Source organism: Gammaproteobacteria bacterium, from assembly GCA_013817245.1.
Taxonomy (GTDB): domain Bacteria; phylum Pseudomonadota; class Gammaproteobacteria; order HTCC5015; family HTCC5015; genus JACDDA01.
Window position 1 is genome coordinate 93,192 of record JACDDA010000005.1, and the last position, 21,714, is coordinate 114,905.

Consider the following 21,714-nt stretch of genomic DNA (forward strand, 5'->3'; position numbering starts at 1 on the left):
ATCGTTATGCAGCAGAAACAAATACGTAATTTCTCCATTATTGCCCATATTGACCATGGCAAATCCACCTTGGCTGATCGCTTTATTCAAACCTGCGGCGGTTTGAGTGAACGTGAAATGAGCAGTCAAGTTTTAGACTCTATGGATCTTGAACGTGAACGCGGTATTACGATTAAAGCGCAAAGCGTATCGTTGGAATATACCGCGCGCGATGGCCAAATTTATTTATTAAATTTCATTGATACACCGGGTCATGTCGATTTTTCGTATGAAGTTTCGCGCTCGCTGGCCGCTTGCGAAGGCGCGTTATTGGTGGTTGATGCGTCACAAGGCGTAGAAGCACAATCGGTTGCGAATTGTTACACGGCGATTGAACAAGGCTTAGAAGTTGTACCGGTGCTCAATAAAATTGATTTGCCCGCCGCAGATCCGGAACGTGTTAGCCAGCAAATTGAAGATATTATCGGTGTAGAAGCGCGCGATGCAGTTCGTATCAGCGCTAAAACGGGTGTTGGTATTCCCGATTTATTAGAAGTCTTAGTGCAAAAAATTCCGGCGCCAACAGGTAATCCTGATGCGCCTTTAAAAGCGCTCATTATTGATTCGTGGTTTGATAATTATGTGGGCGTGGTGTCACTCGTGCGTGTGGTTGATGGTGAACTCCGCGTTAAACAAAAAATGCGCATCATGTCGACCGGCCGACAATTTCCTATCGAAGAAGTAGGTATTTTCACGCCGAAGAAAACTAAACGCGATTGTTTAGGTGCAGGCGAAGTAGGTTATTTAATTGCCGGCATTAAAGAAATTGAAGCAGCACCTGTTGGCGATACTATTACAAGCATTGATAACCCTTCGCAAGAACCTTTGCCTGGTTTTAAACAAGTTCAACCGCGTGTGTTCGCCGGCTTATTTCCAATCAACGCGGATAATTATGAAGACCTGCGCGAAGCTTTGCAGAAATTACGTTTGAACGATGCCGCTTTGTATTTTGAACCTGAAACTTCGCAAGCCTTGGGTTTTGGTTTTCGTTGCGGTTTCTTGGGCATGTTGCACATGGAAATTGTGCAAGAACGCTTAGAACGAGAATACGATTTGGATTTAATTACCACGGCTCCTACCGTAATTTATCAAGTGCTGACCACCAAAGGTGAAGTTTTAACTATTCAGAACCCATCTGAATTGCCCGAAGTTAATTACATAGAAGAAATTCGTGAGCCTATTATTACGGCTAACATTTTATTGCCGCAGGATTATGTGGGTGCAGTCATCACCTTGTGCGAAGAAAAACGCGGCGTACAAAAAAATCTGCAATACCTTGGCACGCAAGTTTCAATTGTTTATGAATTACCTTTAGCCGAAGTAGTTTTAGATTTCTTTGACCGTTTAAAATCGTGTAGTCGAGGATATGCCTCATTTGATTATAAATTTGAACGTTTTCAGGCTGCTGATTTGGTGAAAGTAGATATTATGATCAACGGCGAAAGAGTAGATTCTTTAGCCGTTGTCTTACATCGTGCACAATCTCAATCACGCGGGCGTGATATTGCTGAACGTATGCGCGAGCTTATTCCTCGCCAAATGTATGAAGTGGCTATTCAAGCGTCTATTGGCGCGCATATTATCGCGCGCACCACTGTCAAAGCGTTGCGAAAGAATGTATTGGCGAAATGTTACGGCGGCGACATATCGCGCAAACGTAAATTATTAGAAAAGCAAAAAGCCGGTAAACGCCGCATGAAACAAGTTGGCAAAATAGAAGTGCCACAAGAGGCCTTTTTAGCAGTATTGCAAGTCAACAAACAAACCTAATTAAGCAGCGAAGCTGCGTATGAATAAAAGGAAATAAGATGTTGGATTTTTTTATTGTGTTGCTGGCTTTATTGGTGGGCATTGTTTGGGTGATTGATTATGTCGTTGGTTGGTTTTTGAAAGCCAAGCCATCAATAAATACGGATAGTACAGAAGCGACAACATTTCCGTCTGCGCCTTGGGTACGGTGGGTGTTTATTGGCTTGCTCATATTATTGGCGTTGCATTTATTCTATAAGCGCATGAATGACGGCATGTTAAATTTTTCATTGGTGTTAGTAGTCGCGACTTTGTTAACCGGTATCACTTGGTTTGTTGATCGTTATTTTATTGCACATCGGCGAGTAGCGGCACAAGAAAAAAGAATTAATGAGCCGTTTGTTGTAGATATTTCGCGTTCTTTTTTTCCGGTTTTATTGATTGTGTTAGTGCTGCGTTCTTTTATTGTTGAGCCTTTTCAAATTCCGTCTGGCTCTATGTTACCTACCTTAGAAGTAGGCGATTTTATCTTAGTGAATAAATTCAGCTATGGCATACGCTTGCCCGTAGTAAATACTAAATTGATAGCAGTGAATGCACCCGCGCGTGGCGATATTGTGGTTTTTAAATATCCCGAAAATCCGAATATTGATTATATTAAACGGATTGTCGGTTTACCCGGCGATCATATTGAATATCGCAATAAAGTGCTTTATATCAATGGTCAAGAAGCGCAACAGCGTTACGATGCTCCTTATGTCAGAACTGATCGTGCGTCGGCCTATATGCCGATTGTGACCGCCAGCGAACTTCGTGAAAATTTAATCGGTGTCGAGCATCATCTATTAATCCATCCGCAGCGTCCCGATCAAGATTATGTTATCGATGTTCCTGCCGATTCTTATTTTGTGATGGGGGATAATCGTGATGATAGTCGCGATAGTCGTTTCTGGGGTTTTTTACCCGAGCAAAACTTAGTAGGCCGTGCGTTTTTTATCTGGATGCACTGGGATAGAAGTCGTGGTTTAGATGGTTTTAGCTGGGATCGCTTAGGTAAAAAACTTTAATGTATAGCAAGAGCGGTGCGCGATCACAAAAGCACGTGCTAAGCTTGATAAAATCTATTTTCTCAAAGTGGAGATGATTATGTATAACATGAAAAAACAAGCAGGCGTTTCCATGTGGGGCTGGCTAATCATTTTGGCGATGACCGGCGTGATGGCAGTATCTGCACTTAAGTTGATGCCAGTTTATTTAGAGTTTTATACTGTGAAATCTATTTTGGAAGATATGCAAAAAGACCCCGCCTTGAAAAATCCCACTCAAGAAATAGTGTCTGCGACTTTTCGTAAGTATCTTGATATTAATAATGTCAATGATTTAAAGAGAAGCAATTACACTATTGAAAAGCAACAAGGCAAAAAAGCATTTACCGTTCATGTCATGTATGAAGCACGTAAACCTTTATTTGCTAATTTAGAAATCGTTGCTGTATTTGATCATTCAGCTGATATTGGTGGCGCGCAATAGTGACGCAAGCAGGGTCTTTGGGTGGATTAAGTATTAAATTGAATTATCAATTTAATAAAGCTGATTTGTTTGAACAAGCGCTAACCCATAGAAGTGCTGCTAGTCAAAATTACGAACGTTTAGAGTTTATTGGTGACAGCATACTTAGTTGTGTTATCGCACATGCTATTTATCAGCAAAAACCGTTAGCTGCGGAAGGCGAATTAAGTCGTTTGCGCGCAAGCTTAGTGAATGAGCAGGCACTAGCAGACATTGCCAAAGATTTAAATCTGGGTGAGTGTTTGCGTTTAGGTCCTGGTGAATTAAAAAGCGGCGGTTTTAGGCGTGAATCTATTTTGGCCGATGCGGTAGAAGCCATTATCGGTGCTGTATTTCTCGACGGTGGCTTTGCCGCAGCCCAAGCCCTGATCTTGAATTTATACGGTCAGCGTTTAACTCAGTTGCCTGATATACAAGCCCAAAAAGATCCTAAAACACAATTACAAGAATGGCTGCAAGGCCGCGGTTCGTTATTGCCAGAATATGAGTTAGTGTGGGCACGCGGCAAACCGCATGAGCAGTTATTTTGTGTTCGCTGTTTTTTATCTGAGCAGCAGCTGACAGCGGAGGGCGAAGGTCGTAGTCGTCGCATTGCTGAACAAGTTGCCGCTGAAAAAATTCTTCAACAATTGCAGGATCTTAAGTGACAGATAATTTTCGTAGTGGTTTAGTAACATTAATTGGCCGTCCTAATACCGGCAAGTCGACTTTACTTAATGTTATTATTGGTCAGCCTATAAGTATTGCTTCACCGAAACCACAAACTACCCGGCATCGTTTGTTAGGTATTCATACCACAGAACATGCGCAGTTGGTGTTTGTTGATACTCCGGGTTTTCATATCGGTGAAAAAAAAGCCATTAATCATTATATGAACAAAGCGGCGTTGAGCAGTTTGCATGATGTCGATGCAGTGGTGTGGTTGATTCAAGCTGGTCGCTGGACGGAAGAAGAAGATGCATTGTTGACGCATATTAAAGCGATTAATTGTCCGGTGATCGCTGCGGTAAATAAAATTGATTTATTAAATGACAAATTAGAATTGCTGCCATTTATAGAAAAATTAAACGCGTTTTATTCTTTTGTTGCAATTGTACCGTTGTCAGCTAAGAAAGGTGATGGCGTCGAACAATTAGTCGCGGCTATTACGCAACAATTAGCGATTGGTGAATTATTGTATGACGCAGATCAAATAACGGATAAAAGCATGCGTTTTTTGGCAGCTGAACGCGTGCGCGAACAAATATTTCATCGTATGCAAGAAGAGTTGCCGTATTCCATTGCGGTGGAGATTGAACAGTTTGTTGAAGACGGTGCGTTATATCGGATTGCTGCGGTTATTTGGGTAGAAAAGGATAGTCATAAAGGTATGGTGATAGGTAAACAAGGGCAGCAATTAAAAGATATTGGACGTGCAGCACGTTTGGCAATGGAAAAATTATTTGAACGCAAAGTGTTTTTAGAGTTATGGGTTCGCGTTAAAGAAGGTTGGTCAGACGACGTGCGTGCTTTACGAAGTTTAGGTTACGACGATAACGAATTAAAATAATCTCTATGCGTAGTCTCTTGCAGTCCGCTTATATTCTGCACGCTCGACCTTTTCGCGATACCAGTTTAATTCTTGATATTTTTGCGCGCCAACATGGCCGTTTAAGTATTCTTGCAAAAGGCGCGCGCCAAGCTAAGCGCCGCGCTGTCGTTTTTGAACCTTTTCAATGTCTCGAATTAAGTTGGGCAGGGCGCGGTGAGTTACCGGTTTTGGCGCAAGTGGAAACTACTTATAGCTGTCGTTTAATCGGCAAAGTATCTATGTATAGCGGCTTGTACTTAAATGAACTGTTAGTGCATTTATTACATAAACATGACCCGCATGAAGCTTTGTTTGATGACTACGATCAATGTGTGCGACATCTTGAATCCCCGAGTATTGTTTTAGAAGGTCGTTTGCGTTTTTTTGAAAAACGCTTATTAGAAGAATTGGGTTACGGTTTGGCGTTGTTGACGACCACGGATGATACTGGGCGTGAACAGTTGATCGCGGAGCATACTTATTATTATGATTGCGAACGCGGTTTGATAGATATGTCTTTTAGCGGTGACACAAAACTTTCAATGCTCCCGCAAATTAGTGGTCGTAGTGTTAAAGCATTATTAGAAGATGATTACAATGATATTAATTGCCTGCAAGAAATGAAGCGCTTAATGCGCTACGTTTTAAATTATCATTTGGCCGGCAAAGTATTGCAAACAAGGACTTTATTTCGTCGTAGCGATGTTGATGTATGAATAATGTTTTATATGATCAATTAGAAAATGCTTTATTGTGCACGGATCCGTTTAAAAAGTGTCAGATGACGGATGAAATTGTTTTAGCGTGGCACGCTGGTTTATTGTCGCGGGCTGCGAATAGCCATCCACAACGTTTAGAAAAAGTGGGGCGTCCTTTAAAGCCTTCATTAGTGCATCCGCGCGAATTAACTAAACGCTCTATTTTTACGGAGCAAGGTCGTATCGTGTTTATGCATGCGATTGCGCATATAGAATTTAATGCGATTAATTTGGCATTAGATGCGGCCTATAGATTTCGTGACATGCCCGATGATTATTATGGTGATTGGTTAAGCGTTGCATCAGAAGAAGTAAAACATTTTCGTGCGGTGTGTGTTTATTTGGAAAAATATTCTGCACAGTATGGTGATTTTCCTGGGCATGATGGCTTGTGGGATATGACTCTCAGAACGGATCACGATGTGTTAGTACGCATGGCATTGGTGCCGCGAGTAATGGAAGCGCGGGGTTTAGATGTGACGCCTAAAATGATTGCTGACTGTGAACGTGCGGGTGACCCCCAGGCTGCGGCAGTATTAAGTTTGATTTATACAGAAGAAATTCGTCATGTGGAAATTGGCAGTCGTTGGTTTGTTTATTGTTGCGAGCAGCGCAATTTAAATCCGGAAACGGTATTTTTTGATTTGATTCAAGAGTATATGCGCGGTTCTTTACGTGGTCCTTTTAATGACCGTGCGCGGCGTTTAGCCGGTTTTAGTGAACAAGAAATTCAAAGGCTTAATGCCTTGTCTTGATTTATAGGCTATGCAGCACAGCGCCATTGCTGGCATCAACGCGCAAATAACCACCGCTAGTATACCAATCAGGCAATACAATCCGCGTCGCCGTCATATTAGGCAAATTCATGTTATGTATTTTGGCGCGGTGCGTGTGACCATGAATAAGTTGCGCTGTGTTATGTTGGATTAGCGCGTTTGTAACGGCTGCATTATTCACGTCCATAATGTCTTCAGCTTTTCCGCTAGTTTCTTTTTTGCTGATGGCGCGTAATTGTTCAACTAGCGCACGTCGCTCGGCTAAGCTTTTATTGAGAACTTCAGTTTGCCAATTGGGGTTGCGCACCATTTTTCGAAATTCTTGGTATTTGATATCGTCGGTGCATAAAAGATCGCCGTGCATCAATAAAGTATTTTGTCCGTATAAATTAATGATAGTGGGATCAGGCAATAAAGTAAGTTGATAGCGTGTGACAAAATCTTGGCCTATCAGAAAATCTCGGTTGCCATGCATTAAATAAGTTGGAACCTTGCCGGCAAATTGTTTTAATTCTTCGAAGCTAACATCTAAACCATGTTCAGTGTCATCATCGCCAATCCAATATTCGACAAAATCGCCAAGAATATATAAACCGTTTGCATCGTGACGAATGTTGTTCAGGAATTGCCCAAAACGCGCCAAGATGTCTGGGCGCGTTGGGTCTAAATGTAAATCAGAAATAAAATAAGTGGCGGTCATTAAGAAAGGGTATTTGCTAACTTATGCTTCCGAGTATTCAACGCGTTCGATAATAACGTCGTCAACAGGTACGTCGCCATGCCCATTTTTTTGGGCCGTAGGAACTTTGACTATTTTGTTGACTACATCCATGCCTTCAATCACTTTGGCGAAGACGCAATAACCCCAGCCTTGTGGTGTTGATGCTTTGTAATTTAAGAAGTCATTGCTTTTAACATTAATAAAAAATTGTGCAGTGGCCGAATGCGGATCGGAAGTGCGCGCCATTGCTAAGGTGCCTATTTCATTTTCGATGCCATTATCAGCTTCGTTGCGCACGGACGTCTGCGTGGGTTTTTGTTTCATGCCTGGCGCAAAACCGCCGCCTTGAATCATGAAATTGGGAATGACGCGATGAAATAATGTATTTTCATAAAAGCCATTGCGCACGTAATTAATAAAATTAGCGCAAGTTTCAGGTGCTTGTTCGGTAAATAATTCAATTTTGATTGCGCCATGATTGGTATGAAAAGTAACCATTGTTTATTTTCTCTCTAATAATGATGGATTATGGAATTTGCGTGGGAATGTTTTTTTCGACCGGAGCTGTTGTAGTGGGCGCGGCTTTAGTGTTTTTCTTTTTAGTGGTATCGCTTACGCGCTCTGCATGCGTTACAACAATCGCTTCGCTGGGCACATCGCGCATCATTGCGTTGATATTTGTAGTCGGTATTGCAGCAATAGCATCAACAACCTCTAAGCCGCTGACTACTCGGCCAAATACCGCATAACCCCAGCCTTGAGAGTTTTTCGCGGTGTAATCGAGTGCAGCATTGTCTTGTAAGCTAATAAAAAATTGCGAAGTAGCAGAATGCGGATTGCCTGATCGCGCCATTGATAAAGTGCCGCGATTATTTTTCAGGCCATTATCCGCTTCATTGACAATAGGGGCGCGCGTGGGTTTTTGTTGATACTGGGTATTAAACCCGCCGCCTTGAATAACAAATCCAGGAATCACACGATGAAAAACGGTGTCTTTATAAAAGCCATCGTCAACGTATTGTAAAAAGTTTTTAACACTAACAGGCGCTTGTTCCGCGAATAATTCAATTCGAATATCACCTTTGTTGGTATGGAAAACCACTTGTGGCAAATTGCTTGATGGCTCCGCTGCTTGCGCATAAGCGCAATTTAAGCAAACGTAAGCAATAATCATTAATAATTTACGCATACTGACCTCAGCAAAATAATGAAAAGATGTGTTGTTGCGCATTGCGCAAAGTTCACGAGATTGGGGCGTAATTATACCGGAAGCGTGGGGCCGGCTCTAGGCCATACTGGCTTTTTCAGTTATTATCGCGGCCCGCCATGAATTCTTATGCCTATTATTTCAGCTTTGCTAGCTCTAGGTACTCATTATGCTGACCGTTCACAACAGTCTCACGAAACGCAAAGAAGTTTTTATCCCCATTGAGCCGGGTAAAATTCGGATGTATGTCTGTGGAATGACCGTATACGACTACTGTCATATTGGCCATGCACGGGTAATGGTAGTGTTTGATGCGATTTATCGTTATCTGCAAGCGCAGGGTTATGATGTTACGTATGTGCGTAATATTACTGACATTGATGACAAAATTATTAAGCGTGCACAAGAAAATAACGAAACCATGCAAACGCTAACCACGCGCTTTATTGATGCCATGTATGAAGACGCAGATGCTTTAGGTGTATTACGGCCTAATCATGAGCCGAAAGCGACCGAACATTTGTCGGGCATTGTCGATATGGTACAAACCCTCATTGCAAAAGGACATGCTTATCCAGCGCAGAATGGTGATGTTTATTATGCAGTTAATTCATTCGCGGGTTATGGCAAGTTATCCGGTAAAAAATTAGATGAATTACAAGCGGGCGCGCGCGTCGAAATTGAAGAACAAAAACGGAATCCTTTAGATTTCGTTTTATGGAAAAGCGCTAAACCTGGCGAGCCTTCTTGGCCATCGCCGTGGGGAGCTGGACGGCCTGGTTGGCATATAGAATGCTCAGCGATGTCGCGGGAAATATTAGGCGGACATTTTGACATTCATGGCGGCGGGCAAGATTTGCAATTTCCACATCATGAAAATGAAATCGCGCAAAGTGAAGCATGTAATGGCCATAAATATGTGAATTATTGGCTGCATAACGGTTTTGTGCGCGTCAATGAAGAAAAGATGTCGAAGTCATTAAATAATTTTTTTACAATTCGCGAAGTATTAAAACACTATCAAGGTGAAGAAGTACGCTTTTTTATTTTGAATAGCCATTATCGCAGCGCGCTGAATTACGGTGAAGAACAATTAGATAATGCACGTGCGGCATTAACCCGTTTGTACACGGCTTTGCGCGATGTGGTCGCAGAACCCGCCAATAATTTCGGCGTTGAATATCGACAACGTTTTATTGAAGCGATGGATGATGACTTTAATACGCCTCTAGCGATCGCCGTATTGTTTGATGTTGCGCGTGAAATTAATAAATTGCGCGAAATGAATGATGCACGGGTTGGGCAAGCAGCGGGTTTGTTAATTGAATTGGCAAAATATTTAGGTATTGCACAACAAATGCCCGATGATTATTTGCGGGTGGGCTCTGTTAATGCGATCCATTCTTTAAGTGATGAGCTTATAAATGATTTAATTGCACAGCGTAATGCTGCGCGCGTTGCTAAAAACTGGGCAGAAGCAGATCGATTGAGAGGTCAATTAGTGGCAGCAGGCATTATTTTAGAAGATGACGCACAGCTGACGCGTTGGCGACGCGGTTAGCTATTATTTGTTTTTTTGATTTTGTTCATACGCTTGCAAAGTGTTTTTTAATAAACAGGTTACTGTCATCGGACCCACACCGCCGGGTACGGGCGTGATCCAAGCCGCGCGTTGAATGGCGCGCGCATATTCCACATCACCCACTAAACGCCCATCTGCTAAACGATTAACGCCCACATCAATCACAATCGCGCCTGGTTTTATCCAATCGCCTTTCACTAAGTCGGGTTTACCAACAGCGGCCACTACAATATCGGCGCGTGCGACTTTAGTCGCGAGATCTTCAGTAAAGCGATGAGCGATGGTGACGGTTACACCCGCCAGTAATAATTCTAATGCCATGGGTCTACCCACAATATTCGATGCACCCACGACTAATGCTTCTTTGCCGGCGAGTTTAACGCCGGTTTTTTCTAGCAATAACATAATGCCGTAAGGTGTGCAGGGGCGTAAGGCAGGAATGCGTTGGACTAAACGACCTATATTATAAGGATGAAAACCATCTACATCTTTGCTGGGCAAAATGCGTTCGGTCACGAGATGGGCGTTAATATGCGCAGGCAAAGGCAGCTGCACCAAAATACCATCGATGTGCGTATCGTTATTCAATTCATCAATTAACGCGAGCAACGTTTGCTCGCTAGTATCGCTAGGTAAATCAAAGCTTTTGGAAACCACGCCGACTTCTTCGCAGGCGCGTTTTTTGTGGCTGACATAGACTTGCGAAGCCGCATCATTACCTAACAATACCACCGCTAAACCGGGACGCCGCCGACCTAGTTGTATATGCGTTTCTACGGCACTGCGAATGTCTTGTCGTATTTCAGTAGCGACTTTTTTACCATCAATAATATTCGCAAGTACGTGAGTAGACATGTGCTTTCCAAAAGGTCAATGATCGCGAGCGGGCGCGATTGTCGCATGGGGCTTTGGCTAGCGACAACCTATGGACTTATGAAAGTATAAATTTGACGATGAATTAATGTAGATACGGTTTGACCTGTTCGCGACTGCTGCGTATGATCGCCGCCGCTGGCGTCACTACTGTAATTCGGTATAGACGGTATCTTGTCGGGGTATAGCGCAGCCTGGTAGCGCATCTGCTTTGGGAGCAGAGGGTCGTGGGTTCGAATCCCTCTGCCCCGACCACTTTTCTTCATCATCAATATTCATTCGTCGAATCATTACGTATCAGCGCAATCTGGGTACAATTCCTGTGCGCGCCCGTAGCTCATCTGGATAGAGCATCGGCCTTCTAAGCCGAGGGTAGCAGGTTCGAGTCCTGCCGGGCGCACCATCTTGGTTGCCCAATATTCAAATAGTGTGTCGCAAAATCTATCAATATTAGGTTTAGAAGAGAGCGCTTTAAAAATAGTCCGAATACTTGGTTCTTATATAATTGCGCTACCAGATTTTAATTACGTTTGTACAAGACTCGCCAGCAACCCAAAGAGACGTTAGAATGCGCGCCTATCTGCAGTGGTGAGCGTAGCTCAGTTGGTAGAGCCCCGGATTGTGATTCCGGTGGTCGTGGGTTCGAGCCCCATCGTTCACCCCATTTTTCCGGGCTGTTAGCTCAATTGGTAGAGCAGTTGACTCTTAATCAATTGGTTGTAGGTTCGAGTCCCACACAGCCCACCAAATTCTCATTCCTTGTAATGAATATCAGGCGTCGCAGCAGCTGCGGCGTCTGGCTATCTTTGTTTTACATACCCGCTATTTTGATAAGGATTTATTCATGAATGGATATTTTTCTTATCTGTATTTCTATATGTACGTCGTTACGTTTAAAGCCGCAGAATGTTGTAAAATGCGCCCCGGTGTCGCGATAGTGGCGGAATTGGTAGACGCGCTGGATTTAGGTTCCAGTCCCGTAAGGGGTGAGAGTTCGAGTCTCTCCTTTCGCACCATGGTGTATTTTATCCGTCTGTAGGGGCGGATTTTTTTAGTTAAATTAAAGAGATGGCGTCGGCCGTCTCAGTTCAGACCGATGGGTAATCGGTTCATTGTTGAGGTGTTAGATGCAAACTCGGGTGGAAACTAGTAAAGGTTTAGAACGTAAATTGACGGTGCAATTGCCGGCGCAGCAATATCAACAAGCCTACGATGCGAAATTACAATCCGCCGCTAAAAGTGCGCGGGTGGATGGTTTTCGGGCTGGCAAAGTGCCTTTGAAAGTGGTGCAACAACGTTACGGCGCTGGCATTCAACAAGAAGTATTGTCGGACATGATTGAGCGTAGTTACGGCCAAGCGGTTGCTAGCGAGAAATTGCGGCCTGCAGGTAGACCGCAAATTCAACCAGAGCCCTTAATACCCGGCCAAGATGTTAAATATACAGCCGTGTTTGAAATTTACCCCGACGTAAAATTGGGCGATTTCAAAAAACTTAAAGTTGAAAAACCGCTTGTAGATATTCAAGCCGTTGATATTGATAAATTACTCGATAATTTGCGTAAACAGCGCGCCACGTTTGAAGTAGTGACACGCGCTTCACAACAAGACGATCAAGTTTTAATTGATTTTGAAGGCAGCATTGATGGTGAATTATTTGATGGCGGTAAAGGCGAAAAAGTGCCAATGCAAATTGGTAGTGGTCGTTTAATCGAAGGCTTTGAAGAACAATTAAAAGGCTTAAAAGCCGGCGATGAGCGCGAAGTGAAAGTTACTTTCCCGAAAGATTATGCGAATGTTGAGCTACAAGGTAAAAAAGCTGTTTTCAAAGTAAAAGTTTATGAAGTAAGCGAGCAGCGCTTGCCTGAAGTGAATGCAGAATTTGTGAAATCATTCGGTATTGAAGAAGGTGGTGTAGAAAAACTACAACAAGATTTGCGCGAACATATGGAGCGTGAGCTTAAACAAAATCGGGAAGCCTTCATTAAAAAACAAGTCATGAATGGCTTAGCCGAAATTCATACGTTTGATGTCCCGGCAGTCATGGTTGATCAAGAGATCCAATATTTGCAAGAACAATCACTTTCGCGCATGGGCATTAAAGACTTACAAGCAAATCAGTTGCCCCGCGAGCCTTATCAAGAAGAAGCAACGCGTCGGGTGTTATTGGGCTTGATTATTGCTGAAGTAGTAAAGCAGCATGATTTAAAGTCTGACCCTGCTAAAGTACGCGCAGAAGTTGAATTATTAGCCGCGAATTATGGTCAACCGGAACAAATAGTGCAGTATTACTATAACAATCCGCGTTTACTGCAAAGTATCGAGGCCGGTGTTTTAGAGGCCACTGTAGTGGAATGGATTTTGGCGCAAGCGAAAGTCAGTGAAAAAGCGATGGACTTTGATGCCCTTACGAAAGCCAACCAAGCTAGCAAATAATAGCGCCTGCGGGCCTAACGGAGTTTAATGCTTATGAGCAAAGTGTGGATGCCAGAACAGAACGTTGGTTTAGTACCGATGGTGGTAGAACAAAGCGCACGCGGTGAACGGGCTTACGATATTTATTCGCGATTGCTCAAAGAACGCGTGATTTTTTTAGTTGGTCCAGTGGAAGACTATATGGCCAATCTGGTAGTTGCTCAGATGTTGTTTTTAGAATCTGAAAATCCAGACAAAGACATTGCCTTGTATATTAATTCACCTGGGGGCTCAGTCAGCGCTGGTATGTCTATTTACGACACTATGCAATTTATTAAACCGGATATTAGTACTTTATGTATTGGTATGGCGGCCAGTATGGGCGCATTTTTGCTAACCGGTGGCGCTAAAGGTAAACGTTTTGCATTGCCTAATTCCCGCATGATGATTCATCAACCTTTGGGTGGTTATCAAGGTCAAGCGACCGATATCGATATTCATGCGCGTGAAATCCTCAAAACTCGCGAACGTTTAAATCAAATTATGGCTAATCATACAGGTCAACCGGTCGATAAGATTAGACATGACACTGAGCGCGATAACTTCATGAACACCGAAGAAGCCGTGAGTTATGGTTTGATTGATAAAATGCTAACGCATCGCGAATCATTGCTTACGGAAAAGACCGCATAAGTTGGCTGGTTAATTTCTGCTCAATTTATAGTTTTCTAGCGTGTTTTGTTGACAGTGCAGGCTGTTAGCTCAACAATCGGAACAGACTTTACTGCGTACGAGAATGCAAAATGACCGATGACACACGCAATACCCACGATAATAGCAAATTGTTGTATTGCTCTTTCTGCGGCAAAAGCCAACACGAAGTCCGCAAATTAATTGCGGGGCCGTCGGTCTTTATTTGTGATGAATGTGTAGATCTGTGCAACGATATTGTTCGCGAAGAATTACAAGAACAAGGTACTTTAAGTGGCGCTAGTTTGCCCAAACCTGTCGAAATTCGTGAAATTCTTGATGAATACGTCATTGGCCAAGAGCGTGCAAAAAAAGTTTTGGCCGTTGCGGTATATAACCATTACAAACGTTTAGAAACACGTAATCAGCGTGACACTATTGAGCTAGCCAAAAGCAATATTTTGCTTATTGGACCTACTGGTTCCGGCAAAACGTTGTTAGCTGAAACCTTAGCGCGTTTATTAAACGTGCCATTTACAATCGCGGATGCCACCACATTAACTGAAGCGGGTTATGTGGGCGAAGACGTTGAAAATATTATTCAAAAATTATTACAAAAATGCGATTACGATGTAGAAAAAGCCCAGACCGGTATTGTTTACATCGATGAAATCGACAAGATTTCACGTAAGTCTGACAATCCCTCAATCACGCGGGATGTTTCTGGCGAAGGCGTCCAACAAGCTTTGCTGAAATTAATCGAAGGCACTGTTGCATCGGTACCACCGCAAGGCGGACGTAAGCATCCGCAACAAGAATTTTTACAAGTAGACACGTCGAATATTTTATTTATTTGTGGTGGAGCTTTTGCGGGATTAGATAAAGTTATTTTAGATCGCTCCGAAAAGGGCGGTATTGGTTTTTCTGCGGAAGTAAAAAGCAAAGACAATAAACGGAATGTGGGCGATATTTTGCACACGGTGGAACCAGAAGATTTAATTAAATATGGTTTGATTCCTGAATTTGTCGGACGTTTACCCGTAGTTGCGACTTTGACTGAGTTGAGTGAAGAAGCGCTAGTGCAAATTTTGTTAGAACCTAAAAATGCTATCGTTAAACAATATCAAAAACTCTTTGATATGGAAGATTGCAGTCTAGAATTTCGTGAAGAAGCTTTATATGCCGTGGCGCGTAAGGCCATGGATCGTAAAACCGGCGCACGTGGTCTGCGTACAATTTTAGAAAATGTATTGCTCGATATTATGTATGAACTCCCTTCTTTAGAAAATGTCTCTAAAGTGGTAATTGATGAGGCCGTTATTAAGGGCGACGCTAAACCTTATATCTTGTATGAAGGCGGCGTTGAATATAAGAAAGCCGCTTCCGCCGAATAATGCGCTGCGTGCTTGAAAAGCACGCAGTCGTCCCCCATATCACATCTAATCACGTCGTTGGCGTGATGGATTGAACAGAGGCATTTATGACAACACGACGCGATAATTACATTCCTTTGCTGCCCTTGCGTGATGTGGTCGTGTATCCGCACATGGTTATTCCTTTATTAGTGGGTCGCGAGAAATCCATTGAAGCGTTGGATGTGGCGATGGCCGCTAATAAGAAAATTTTATTAGTCGCACAAAAGAGTGCGGATGTTGATGATCCCGGTAAAGATGATGTTTATCGCGTAGGTACTTTAGCAACAATTTTGCAATTGCTTAAATTACCTGGAGGCACCACTAAAGTATTAGTGGAAGGTACTGAGCGTGCTGAAATTACCGATCTTGTGGAAGAGGGCCAGTTTTTTGCGGCTAAAGTAGAAGCTTTACCTGAAAGCGATACTCTAGATGAACGTGAATTAGAAGTGCTCACGCGTTCGATTATGAGTTTATTTGAGCAATACGTGAAATTGAATAAAAATGTTCCGCCCGAAATTTTAACGTCGCTTGCGGGTATTGATGAAGCTTCGCGGTTGGCGGATACCATCGCTGCGCATATGGCGCTCAAGATCGAAGAAAAACAACACATTTTGGAAATTGCGGATCCGCGCGCACGTATTGAGCATTTAATGAGCTTGATCGAAGGCGAGTTAGATATCTTGCAAATTGAAAAACGTATTCGTGGCCGTGTTAAGCAGCAAATGGAAAAAAGCCAGCGCGAGTATTATCTTAATGAACAATTAAAAGCGATTCAAAAAGAGTTAGGCGATCTTAATGAAGAAGTAAATGAGATTGAAGATTTAACGCAAAAAATTGAAAGCGCGGGCATGCCGAAAGAAGCCAAAGCCAAAGCACAAACTGAATTAAACAAACTTAAAATGATGTCGCCTATGTCTGCCGAAGCGACGGTGGTGCGTAATTATATTGATTGGATGTTAAGCATTCCTTGGCGTAAACGCAGCAAAATTCGACTTGAAATTAATGCCGCTAATGATGTGTTAGAAGAAGATCATTTTGGTTTGGAAAAAGTTAAAGAACGTATTTTGGAATATCTCGCAGTCACTCAACGTGTGCGCAAATTAAAAGGCCCTATCTTATGTTTAGTAGGTCCGCCTGGCGTAGGTAAAACTTCTTTAGGGCGATCTATTGCGCGCGCAACTAATCGCAAGTTTGTGCGTATGTCTTTAGGTGGTGTGCGTGATGAAGCTGAAATTCGTGGTCATCGCCGTACATATATTGGTTCTATGCCCGGCAAGATTGTGCAAAATTTAGCAAAAATTGGCACGCGTAATCCTTTGTTCTTGTTGGATGAGATCGACAAGATGGCGATGGATTTTCGCGGTGATCCATCTTCTGCTTTATTAGAAGTGTTAGATCCCGAACAAAACAATACTTTCAGCGATCATTACATGGAAGTCGATATCGATTTATCCGATGTTATGTTTGTGGCAACGTCTAATAGCATGAATATCCCCGGTCCTTTATTGGATCGCATGGAAGTTATTCGCATTCCGGGTTATACCGAAGATGAAAAGCTTAATATCGCTAAAAAATATCTGGTGCCTAAGCAGATAAAAAATAATGGTGTTAAAGCGAATGAGCTTACTATTTCCGATGCGGCTTTGCTGGATGTGATTCGTTATTACACACGTGAAGCAGGTGTGCGCAATCTGGAACGCGAAATTTCTAAAATCTGTCGCAAAGTCATTAAGCAATTGTTACAAAAACAAAAAGAAACCGCAGTTAATATAACGCCAGCTTCGTTAGAAAAATATTTAGGCGTACAACGTTTTCGTTATGGTAAGGCTGAAGAAGAAGATCGTATTGGCCAAGTTACCGGTTTAGCGTGGACCGAAGTGGGTGGTGAATTATTAACTATTGAAGCCGCAGTTGTTCCAGGTAAAGGTAAAACTACTTATACAGGACAGTTGGGCGAAGTCATGCAGGAATCGATTACTGCGGCTATGACCGTTGTACGTTCACGCGCTGCGAGTTTAGGTATTAGTGCAGACTTTTATGAAAAGCGCGATATTCACGTGCACGTTCCCGAAGGCGCAACACCTAAAGATGGTCCGAGTGCAGGTATCGGCATGTGTACCACCATTGTGTCAGCGTTAACCGGTATTCCGGTGCGCGCTGATGTAGCTATGACCGGCGAAATTACCTTACGTGGTGAAGTATTGCCGATCGGTGGATTGAAAGAAAAATTATTGGCTGCTTTGCGTGGTGGCATACAAACCGTTTTAATTCCGGAAGAAAATAAAAAAGATTTAAGCGAGATTCCTAAAAACATAACTTCTAAATTAGAAATTCGTCCGGTGCGTTGGATTGACGAAGTGTTAGAACTTGCACTTATTCGTAAACCAATGCCTTTAGACGAAGGGCAGAAAAATGTTGAAAGTGTTAAACCAGACACAGATCAAACAAAAGAGCAAATAGTATTGCCTCATTAAACGTAAAAAGAGTCCCGCCAAATAGCGAGACTCTGTTGACGTTTAGCCTGTTACATAGTGTAAACTTCCCACGTATTTATAATTCGCAAGGAATGCGACAGTTACGAAACTGAACACAGGGCTTTGGTAGTTTTGGAGCTGCGAACGCATCTGAACTAAATGTAGATACTGTTAGAAAATTTTTTTATAAGAAATTTCTTTGTATCGTGCGCAATAATTTTGTGAGATGTGAATAACAGCAGTTGGTTAACATTAACACCCGATAAGGATTATATCGTAATGAAAAAGACCGAATTTATTGATGCAGTTGCAGAAGCTGCGAGCATCTCAAAAACTGATGCAAGCAAAGCGGTTGAAGCAATGTTGACCGTAGTAACCAATGCTTTAAAAGCAGGCGATCAAGTTGCCATCACTGGCTTTGGTACATTCTTGATGCGTACACGCGAAGCACGTACTGGTCGTAATCCGCGTACTGGTGAAGCCTTGAATATTGCCGCTGCAAATATTCCAAGTTTCAAAGCTGGCAAAGGCTTGAAGGATGCCGTAAACTAGCGCGCCTTCGCTGGGCGGGTTTAAAGTTTAAATTTGTTCAGTGATGGCTTGAAAGTGGGTAGGGTGCTTAGCTCAGCTGGTAGAGCATCGCCCTTACAAGGCGAGGGTCGTAGGTTCGAGCCCTACAGCACCCACCAAATTGCGGAGTGGTAGTTCAGCTGGTTAGAATACCGGCCTGTCACGCCGGGGGTCGCGGGTTCAAGTCCCGTCCACTCCGCCACCTATTGATAGATAAGCGCCTCGCAAGGGCGCTTTTTTATTGCACATTCAATTTCAGCTTACGTTAAAATGCGCTGCCGTTTCAGTTGGGTGCTTTATATACCCCGCCTTAACGTTGGTGAACATTCATATTAATTTTGTCTTGTCATGATACAAATGTTTCATGGGATGACATATAAGCGAGAAAAATTATGTTGTTGGCAATTCATGATCGAGTGAAGGGGTTGTTTGCATGGGTAATCGTGATTTTGATCGCGATTCCTTTTACGCTCTGGGGCGTTTCTGAGTATTTAGGTAATTCGCCTGAAGATGTTGCTGTACAAGTAGCAGATAAAAAAATCAGCCAAGCCGTTTTTGAGCAAACATTAAACAGTGAGCGTTCGCGTTTGATGCAAATGTTGAACGATCAATTGCCCGAAGGCATTGAACCTAAATTGCGTGAAAGTGTAATTGATCAATTCGTTAATCGTGCTGTTTTAGAAGATGTGGTAACGCGCGCTGGTTTTCGAGTAGGTGCAACGGAATTAGCGCAAAGCATTGTTAATGATCCTCAGTTTAGAATGGAGAATGCGTTTAGTCGTGCACTCTTCGAATCGTTTGCAGTTAGCCAAGGTTTAACAGTTAAACAATTTGAAGAAAGCGTTGCTAATAACATTCGCATGAATCAACTCAGCCGCGGCATTGTTGACACCAGTTTTGTTGCGGAAGCGAAATTGAAAGAGATAGTACGTTTGCAATATCAGACGCGCGATTTTTCTTATCTCCATTTTCCAGTAGAACGTTTTTTAACGGGCATTAATCCCAGTGAAAACGATGTACAAAGTTATTACGAAAAAAATAAAAATAAATTCATAACTACCGAAACAGCAAGTGTGCAATATATTGAATTGGATAAAGCCAGTTTTGCGCAAACAGCGGCGGTCACTGAGCAAGAAGTGCGAGCAACGTATGATGCAGCCGTTGCGGCAGGTAATTATGTTAGCGAAAGCGAACGTCAAGCGAGCCATATTCTTATCCAAGTACCTGCTGATGCAGATGAAGTTGCAGTAGCGGCAAAACGCGCTGAAATTGATGCGCTGGCGGCTTCTTTAAAATCGGGCGCTGATTTTGCTGCATTAGCCAAAGAAAAATCCATGGATCCAGGTTCAGCGGTTAATGGCGGTGCTTTAGGCATAGTACGCAAAGGCGCAATGGTTAAACCTTTTGAAGACGCTGTGTATGGCTTAGCAAAAGCCGGCGATATTAGCGACGTCATCCGCACTCAATTTGGTTTTCATATCGTGCGGTTGGATGCAGTTAGTGGTGGAGAAAAAACTCCTTACGAATCAGTACGTGATGAATTAGCCGCGCAATTACGCCAACAACAAGCAGAAACACTGTTTTACGATCGTTTGAATATTTTGCGCACGGTAAGTTATGAAACTCCTGATTCGTTGGCGCCAGTCGCCGAAGCATTAGACGCACCTTTGCAAGAAGTTTCTGATGTTACTCGCGATATGGGTGCTGCTGTTGCTCAGTATCCAGTAGTACGTGCGAGCATTTTTACAGACCGTGTATTAACGGGCGGCGAAAATTCGGAAGTTATAGAATTACCCGATGGCCGTGTGTTGGTTTTACGCGTTAAGCAATACAACCCTAGTCGAGTTGAAAGTTTGCAAGAAGCAAAATCAAAAGTGTTTGCTCAGCTTAAACAAGACTTAGCGTGGGCAAAAGCTAAGCAGGTAGCGGCAACGGCCGTTAAAGAGTTACAAGCTGGCAATGCGCTTGCTGTGGTTGCGAAAAACAATGCGGCAAAACTGGAAACGCGTAATGCAGTACGGCGGGAAACGACTGATGTACCTGCAGCGGTAAAACAAGTAGCCTTTCATAGCGCTGCACAACTCGCGAATAAAGAACCTACTGTTAATAATGTGTTGCGCGCGGGTGAGCATGGCGAATATGTATTAGTGCTACACGCTGTTAATTATGCTGATTTAGCGACGATGAATGTGGGCGAAGCTAAGCAATTACGCGAGCGTTTAGCGCAGGCCGAAGGTGAGTTAGCATTTAAAGCATTACTAGATGCATTAAAAGCGGATGCTGATGTGACAATTTCTGAGCGTGCACGAGGCGAGCCTACCAGTTAATATTTTTTAAATAATATCAATGAAGCATAAAAAAAGCGCTGTATTACCAGCGCTTTTTTTTGGACGTAATTAAATAGGCTTATGCTTCTTTGCTGTCTTTACTGGGCGCTTCCGGTAAATTCATGCCGGTAATGTTGTAACCACCATCGACATAAATAACTTGCCCGGTGACACCCGCCGCTAAATCCGAACATAAAAAAGCGCCGACATTGCCAACATCTTCTTGCGTCACGTTACGGCCTAAGGGGCTAGTGTCTGCAACATGATCTAAAATCTTCCGAAACCCACCAATCCCAGAAGCCGCCAATGTTTTAATGGGTCCTGCAGAAATAGCGTTAACGCGGCCACCAAATTTACCTAAGGAAGGTGCCATATAACGCATTGTTGCTTCCAACGCCGCTTTAGCAACACCCATGGTATTGTAATTTGGAATGGCGCGTTCCGCGCCTAAATAGGTCAGAGTTAATACTGCGGGTGCGGCGCTTTTTTCCAGCAAGGGTTTTGCTGCTTTAGCGAGTGCTGCCAAGCTATACACGCTGATGTCATGAGAAATACGGAAGCCTTCACGAGTAATAGAATCCAAAAAATCACCACGGACTTGATCTTGTGGAGCGAAGGCAACAGAGTGCACAAGGATATCCAAAGCGTCCCAATGTTTGCCTAAGTATTCAAATACGCCGGCAATTTCCTCATCGCTTTCAACATTGCAAGGAGCGACTAACGTTGAGCCCACTTCTTCGGCAAATTTGTAAACGCGATCTTTAAGACGATCACCTTGGTAAGTAAAGGCCAGCTCAGCACCTTCGCGGTGCATCGCTTGAGCAAGACCCCAGGCAATGGACTTATCACTTGCCACGCCAACAATCAGGGCGCGTTTGCCGGACAGAAAACCCATGGTAACTCCTTAATAATGCATTGTGATTTAGAAAGATAAAGTGGGCATAATGATAAGCTTGTTCGCTTACGGATACAAACCAGAA

19 protein-coding genes and 7 tRNA genes are annotated in these 21,714 nt (G+C 43.1%); 21 read left to right on the forward strand and 5 right to left on the reverse strand.

Annotated features, from left to right (window positions below):
- The first annotated feature begins 6 nt into the window (after positions 1-6).
- The 7 genes from lepA to H0W44_07680 all read left to right on the forward strand — a co-directional run bounded on the left by lepA (position 7) and on the right by H0W44_07680 (position 6,440).
- On the forward strand, positions 7-1,809 hold the full coding sequence (gene lepA, locus H0W44_07650; GenBank protein MBA3582310.1) for an elongation factor 4: 1,803 nt from the start codon (positions 7-9) through the stop codon (positions 1,807-1,809).
- Positions 1,810-2,051: 242 nt separating this feature from the next.
- Positions 2,052-2,855 (forward strand): signal peptidase I, encoded by an 804-nt coding sequence (lepB, locus tag H0W44_07655; protein MBA3582311.1) that lies wholly within the window; start codon positions 2,052-2,054, stop codon positions 2,853-2,855.
- An 88-nt stretch (positions 2,856-2,943) separates the two neighbouring features.
- Complete coding sequence (locus tag H0W44_07660) at positions 2,944-3,318, forward strand: DUF4845 domain-containing protein (protein ID MBA3582312.1); 375 nt, start codon at positions 2,944-2,946, stop codon at positions 3,316-3,318.
- Positions 3,319-3,335: 17 nt separating this feature from the next.
- Complete coding sequence (gene rnc, locus H0W44_07665; GenBank protein ID MBA3582313.1) at positions 3,336-4,004, forward strand: ribonuclease III; 669 nt, start codon at positions 3,336-3,338, stop codon at positions 4,002-4,004.
- Positions 4,001-4,906 (forward strand): GTPase Era, encoded by a 906-nt coding sequence (gene era / locus H0W44_07670; GenBank protein MBA3582314.1) that lies wholly within the window; start codon positions 4,001-4,003, stop codon positions 4,904-4,906. Before rnc ends, era begins: the two co-directional genes overlap by 4 nt.
- Before the next feature lie 5 nt (positions 4,907-4,911).
- Positions 4,912-5,643, forward strand: coding sequence for a DNA repair protein RecO (gene recO / locus H0W44_07675; GenBank protein MBA3582315.1), 732 nt, complete (start codon positions 4,912-4,914; stop codon positions 5,641-5,643).
- A complete protein-coding gene (locus tag H0W44_07680) occupies positions 5,640-6,440 on the forward strand; it encodes a ferritin-like domain-containing protein (GenBank protein MBA3582316.1) in 801 nt (266 codons plus the stop codon). The genes recO and H0W44_07680 overlap by 4 nt, the downstream gene beginning before the upstream one ends.
- Before the next feature lies 1 nt (position 6,441).
- On the opposite strand, the gene H0W44_07685 is transcribed toward H0W44_07680, so the two are convergent.
- Genes H0W44_07685 through H0W44_07695 form a run of 3 tightly spaced genes read right to left on the reverse strand, consistent with a single transcriptional unit; the run spans position 6,442 to position 8,371 of the window.
- The gene (locus H0W44_07685) at positions 6,442-7,161 is read right to left on the reverse strand and encodes a UDP-2,3-diacylglucosamine diphosphatase (protein ID MBA3582317.1); all 720 of its coding nucleotides are present in this window, start codon (positions 7,159-7,161) and stop codon (positions 6,442-6,444) included.
- 21 nt (positions 7,162-7,182) lie between these two features.
- Positions 7,183-7,680 (reverse strand): peptidylprolyl isomerase, encoded by a 498-nt coding sequence (locus tag H0W44_07690; protein MBA3582318.1) that lies wholly within the window; start codon positions 7,678-7,680, stop codon positions 7,183-7,185.
- Between the two features lie 28 nt (positions 7,681-7,708).
- A complete protein-coding gene (locus H0W44_07695; protein ID MBA3582319.1) occupies positions 7,709-8,371 on the reverse strand; it encodes a peptidyl-prolyl cis-trans isomerase in 663 nt (220 codons plus the stop codon).
- A 187-nt stretch (positions 8,372-8,558) separates the two neighbouring features.
- Between H0W44_07695 and H0W44_07700 the strand changes: the two genes are divergently transcribed.
- The gene (locus H0W44_07700; protein MBA3582320.1) at positions 8,559-9,950 is read left to right on the forward strand and encodes a cysteine--tRNA ligase; all 1,392 of its coding nucleotides are present in this window, start codon (positions 8,559-8,561) and stop codon (positions 9,948-9,950) included.
- 3 nt (positions 9,951-9,953) lie between these two features.
- Here the strand turns inward: H0W44_07700 and folD are convergent, their stop codons facing one another.
- Positions 9,954-10,826, reverse strand: coding sequence for a bifunctional methylenetetrahydrofolate dehydrogenase/methenyltetrahydrofolate cyclohydrolase FolD (gene folD, locus H0W44_07705; protein ID MBA3582321.1), 873 nt, complete (start codon positions 10,824-10,826; stop codon positions 9,954-9,956).
- 196 nt (positions 10,827-11,022) lie between these two features.
- Here folD and H0W44_07710 point away from each other — a divergent pair.
- The 13 genes from H0W44_07710 to H0W44_07770 all read left to right on the forward strand — a co-directional run bounded on the left by H0W44_07710 (position 11,023) and on the right by H0W44_07770 (position 20,734).
- Positions 11,023-11,099 (forward strand) — tRNA-Pro (locus tag H0W44_07710).
- Positions 11,100-11,170: 71 nt separating this feature from the next.
- A tRNA-Arg gene (locus H0W44_07715) sits at positions 11,171-11,247 on the forward strand.
- A gap of 185 nt (positions 11,248-11,432) precedes the next feature.
- Positions 11,433-11,508 (forward strand) — tRNA-His (locus H0W44_07720).
- Between the two features lie 7 nt (positions 11,509-11,515).
- Positions 11,516-11,591 (forward strand) — tRNA-Lys (locus H0W44_07725).
- 184 nt (positions 11,592-11,775) lie between these two features.
- Positions 11,776-11,860: transfer RNA gene (locus H0W44_07730), tRNA-Leu, on the forward strand.
- A 111-nt stretch (positions 11,861-11,971) separates the two neighbouring features.
- Complete coding sequence (locus tag H0W44_07735) at positions 11,972-13,279, forward strand: trigger factor (GenBank protein MBA3582322.1); 1,308 nt, start codon at positions 11,972-11,974, stop codon at positions 13,277-13,279.
- 48 nt (positions 13,280-13,327) lie between these two features.
- Complete coding sequence (gene clpP, locus H0W44_07740; protein MBA3582323.1) at positions 13,328-13,951, forward strand: ATP-dependent Clp endopeptidase proteolytic subunit ClpP; 624 nt, start codon at positions 13,328-13,330, stop codon at positions 13,949-13,951.
- A gap of 110 nt (positions 13,952-14,061) precedes the next feature.
- Positions 14,062-15,342 (forward strand): ATP-dependent Clp protease ATP-binding subunit ClpX, encoded by a 1,281-nt coding sequence (clpX, locus tag H0W44_07745; protein ID MBA3582324.1) that lies wholly within the window; start codon positions 14,062-14,064, stop codon positions 15,340-15,342.
- 86 nt (positions 15,343-15,428) lie between these two features.
- Entirely contained in the window at positions 15,429-17,837 is a 2,409-nt protein-coding gene (gene lon / locus H0W44_07750; GenBank protein MBA3582325.1) for an endopeptidase La, read from the forward strand.
- Positions 17,838-18,116: 279 nt separating this feature from the next.
- A complete protein-coding gene (locus H0W44_07755; protein MBA3582326.1) occupies positions 18,117-18,389 on the forward strand; it encodes an HU family DNA-binding protein in 273 nt (90 codons plus the stop codon).
- 61 nt (positions 18,390-18,450) lie between these two features.
- Positions 18,451-18,526 (forward strand) — tRNA-Val (locus tag H0W44_07760).
- 6 nt (positions 18,527-18,532) lie between these two features.
- Positions 18,533-18,609: transfer RNA gene (locus tag H0W44_07765), tRNA-Asp, on the forward strand.
- Between the two features lie 190 nt (positions 18,610-18,799).
- A complete protein-coding gene (locus H0W44_07770; protein ID MBA3582327.1) occupies positions 18,800-20,734 on the forward strand; it encodes a SurA N-terminal domain-containing protein in 1,935 nt (644 codons plus the stop codon).
- A gap of 79 nt (positions 20,735-20,813) precedes the next feature.
- On the opposite strand, the gene H0W44_07775 is transcribed toward H0W44_07770, so the two are convergent.
- Positions 20,814-21,629: an enoyl-ACP reductase gene (locus H0W44_07775; protein MBA3582328.1), complete on the reverse strand. Its 816-nt coding sequence runs from the start codon at positions 21,627-21,629 to the stop codon at positions 20,814-20,816.
- Positions 21,630-21,714: the final 85 nt, after the last annotated feature.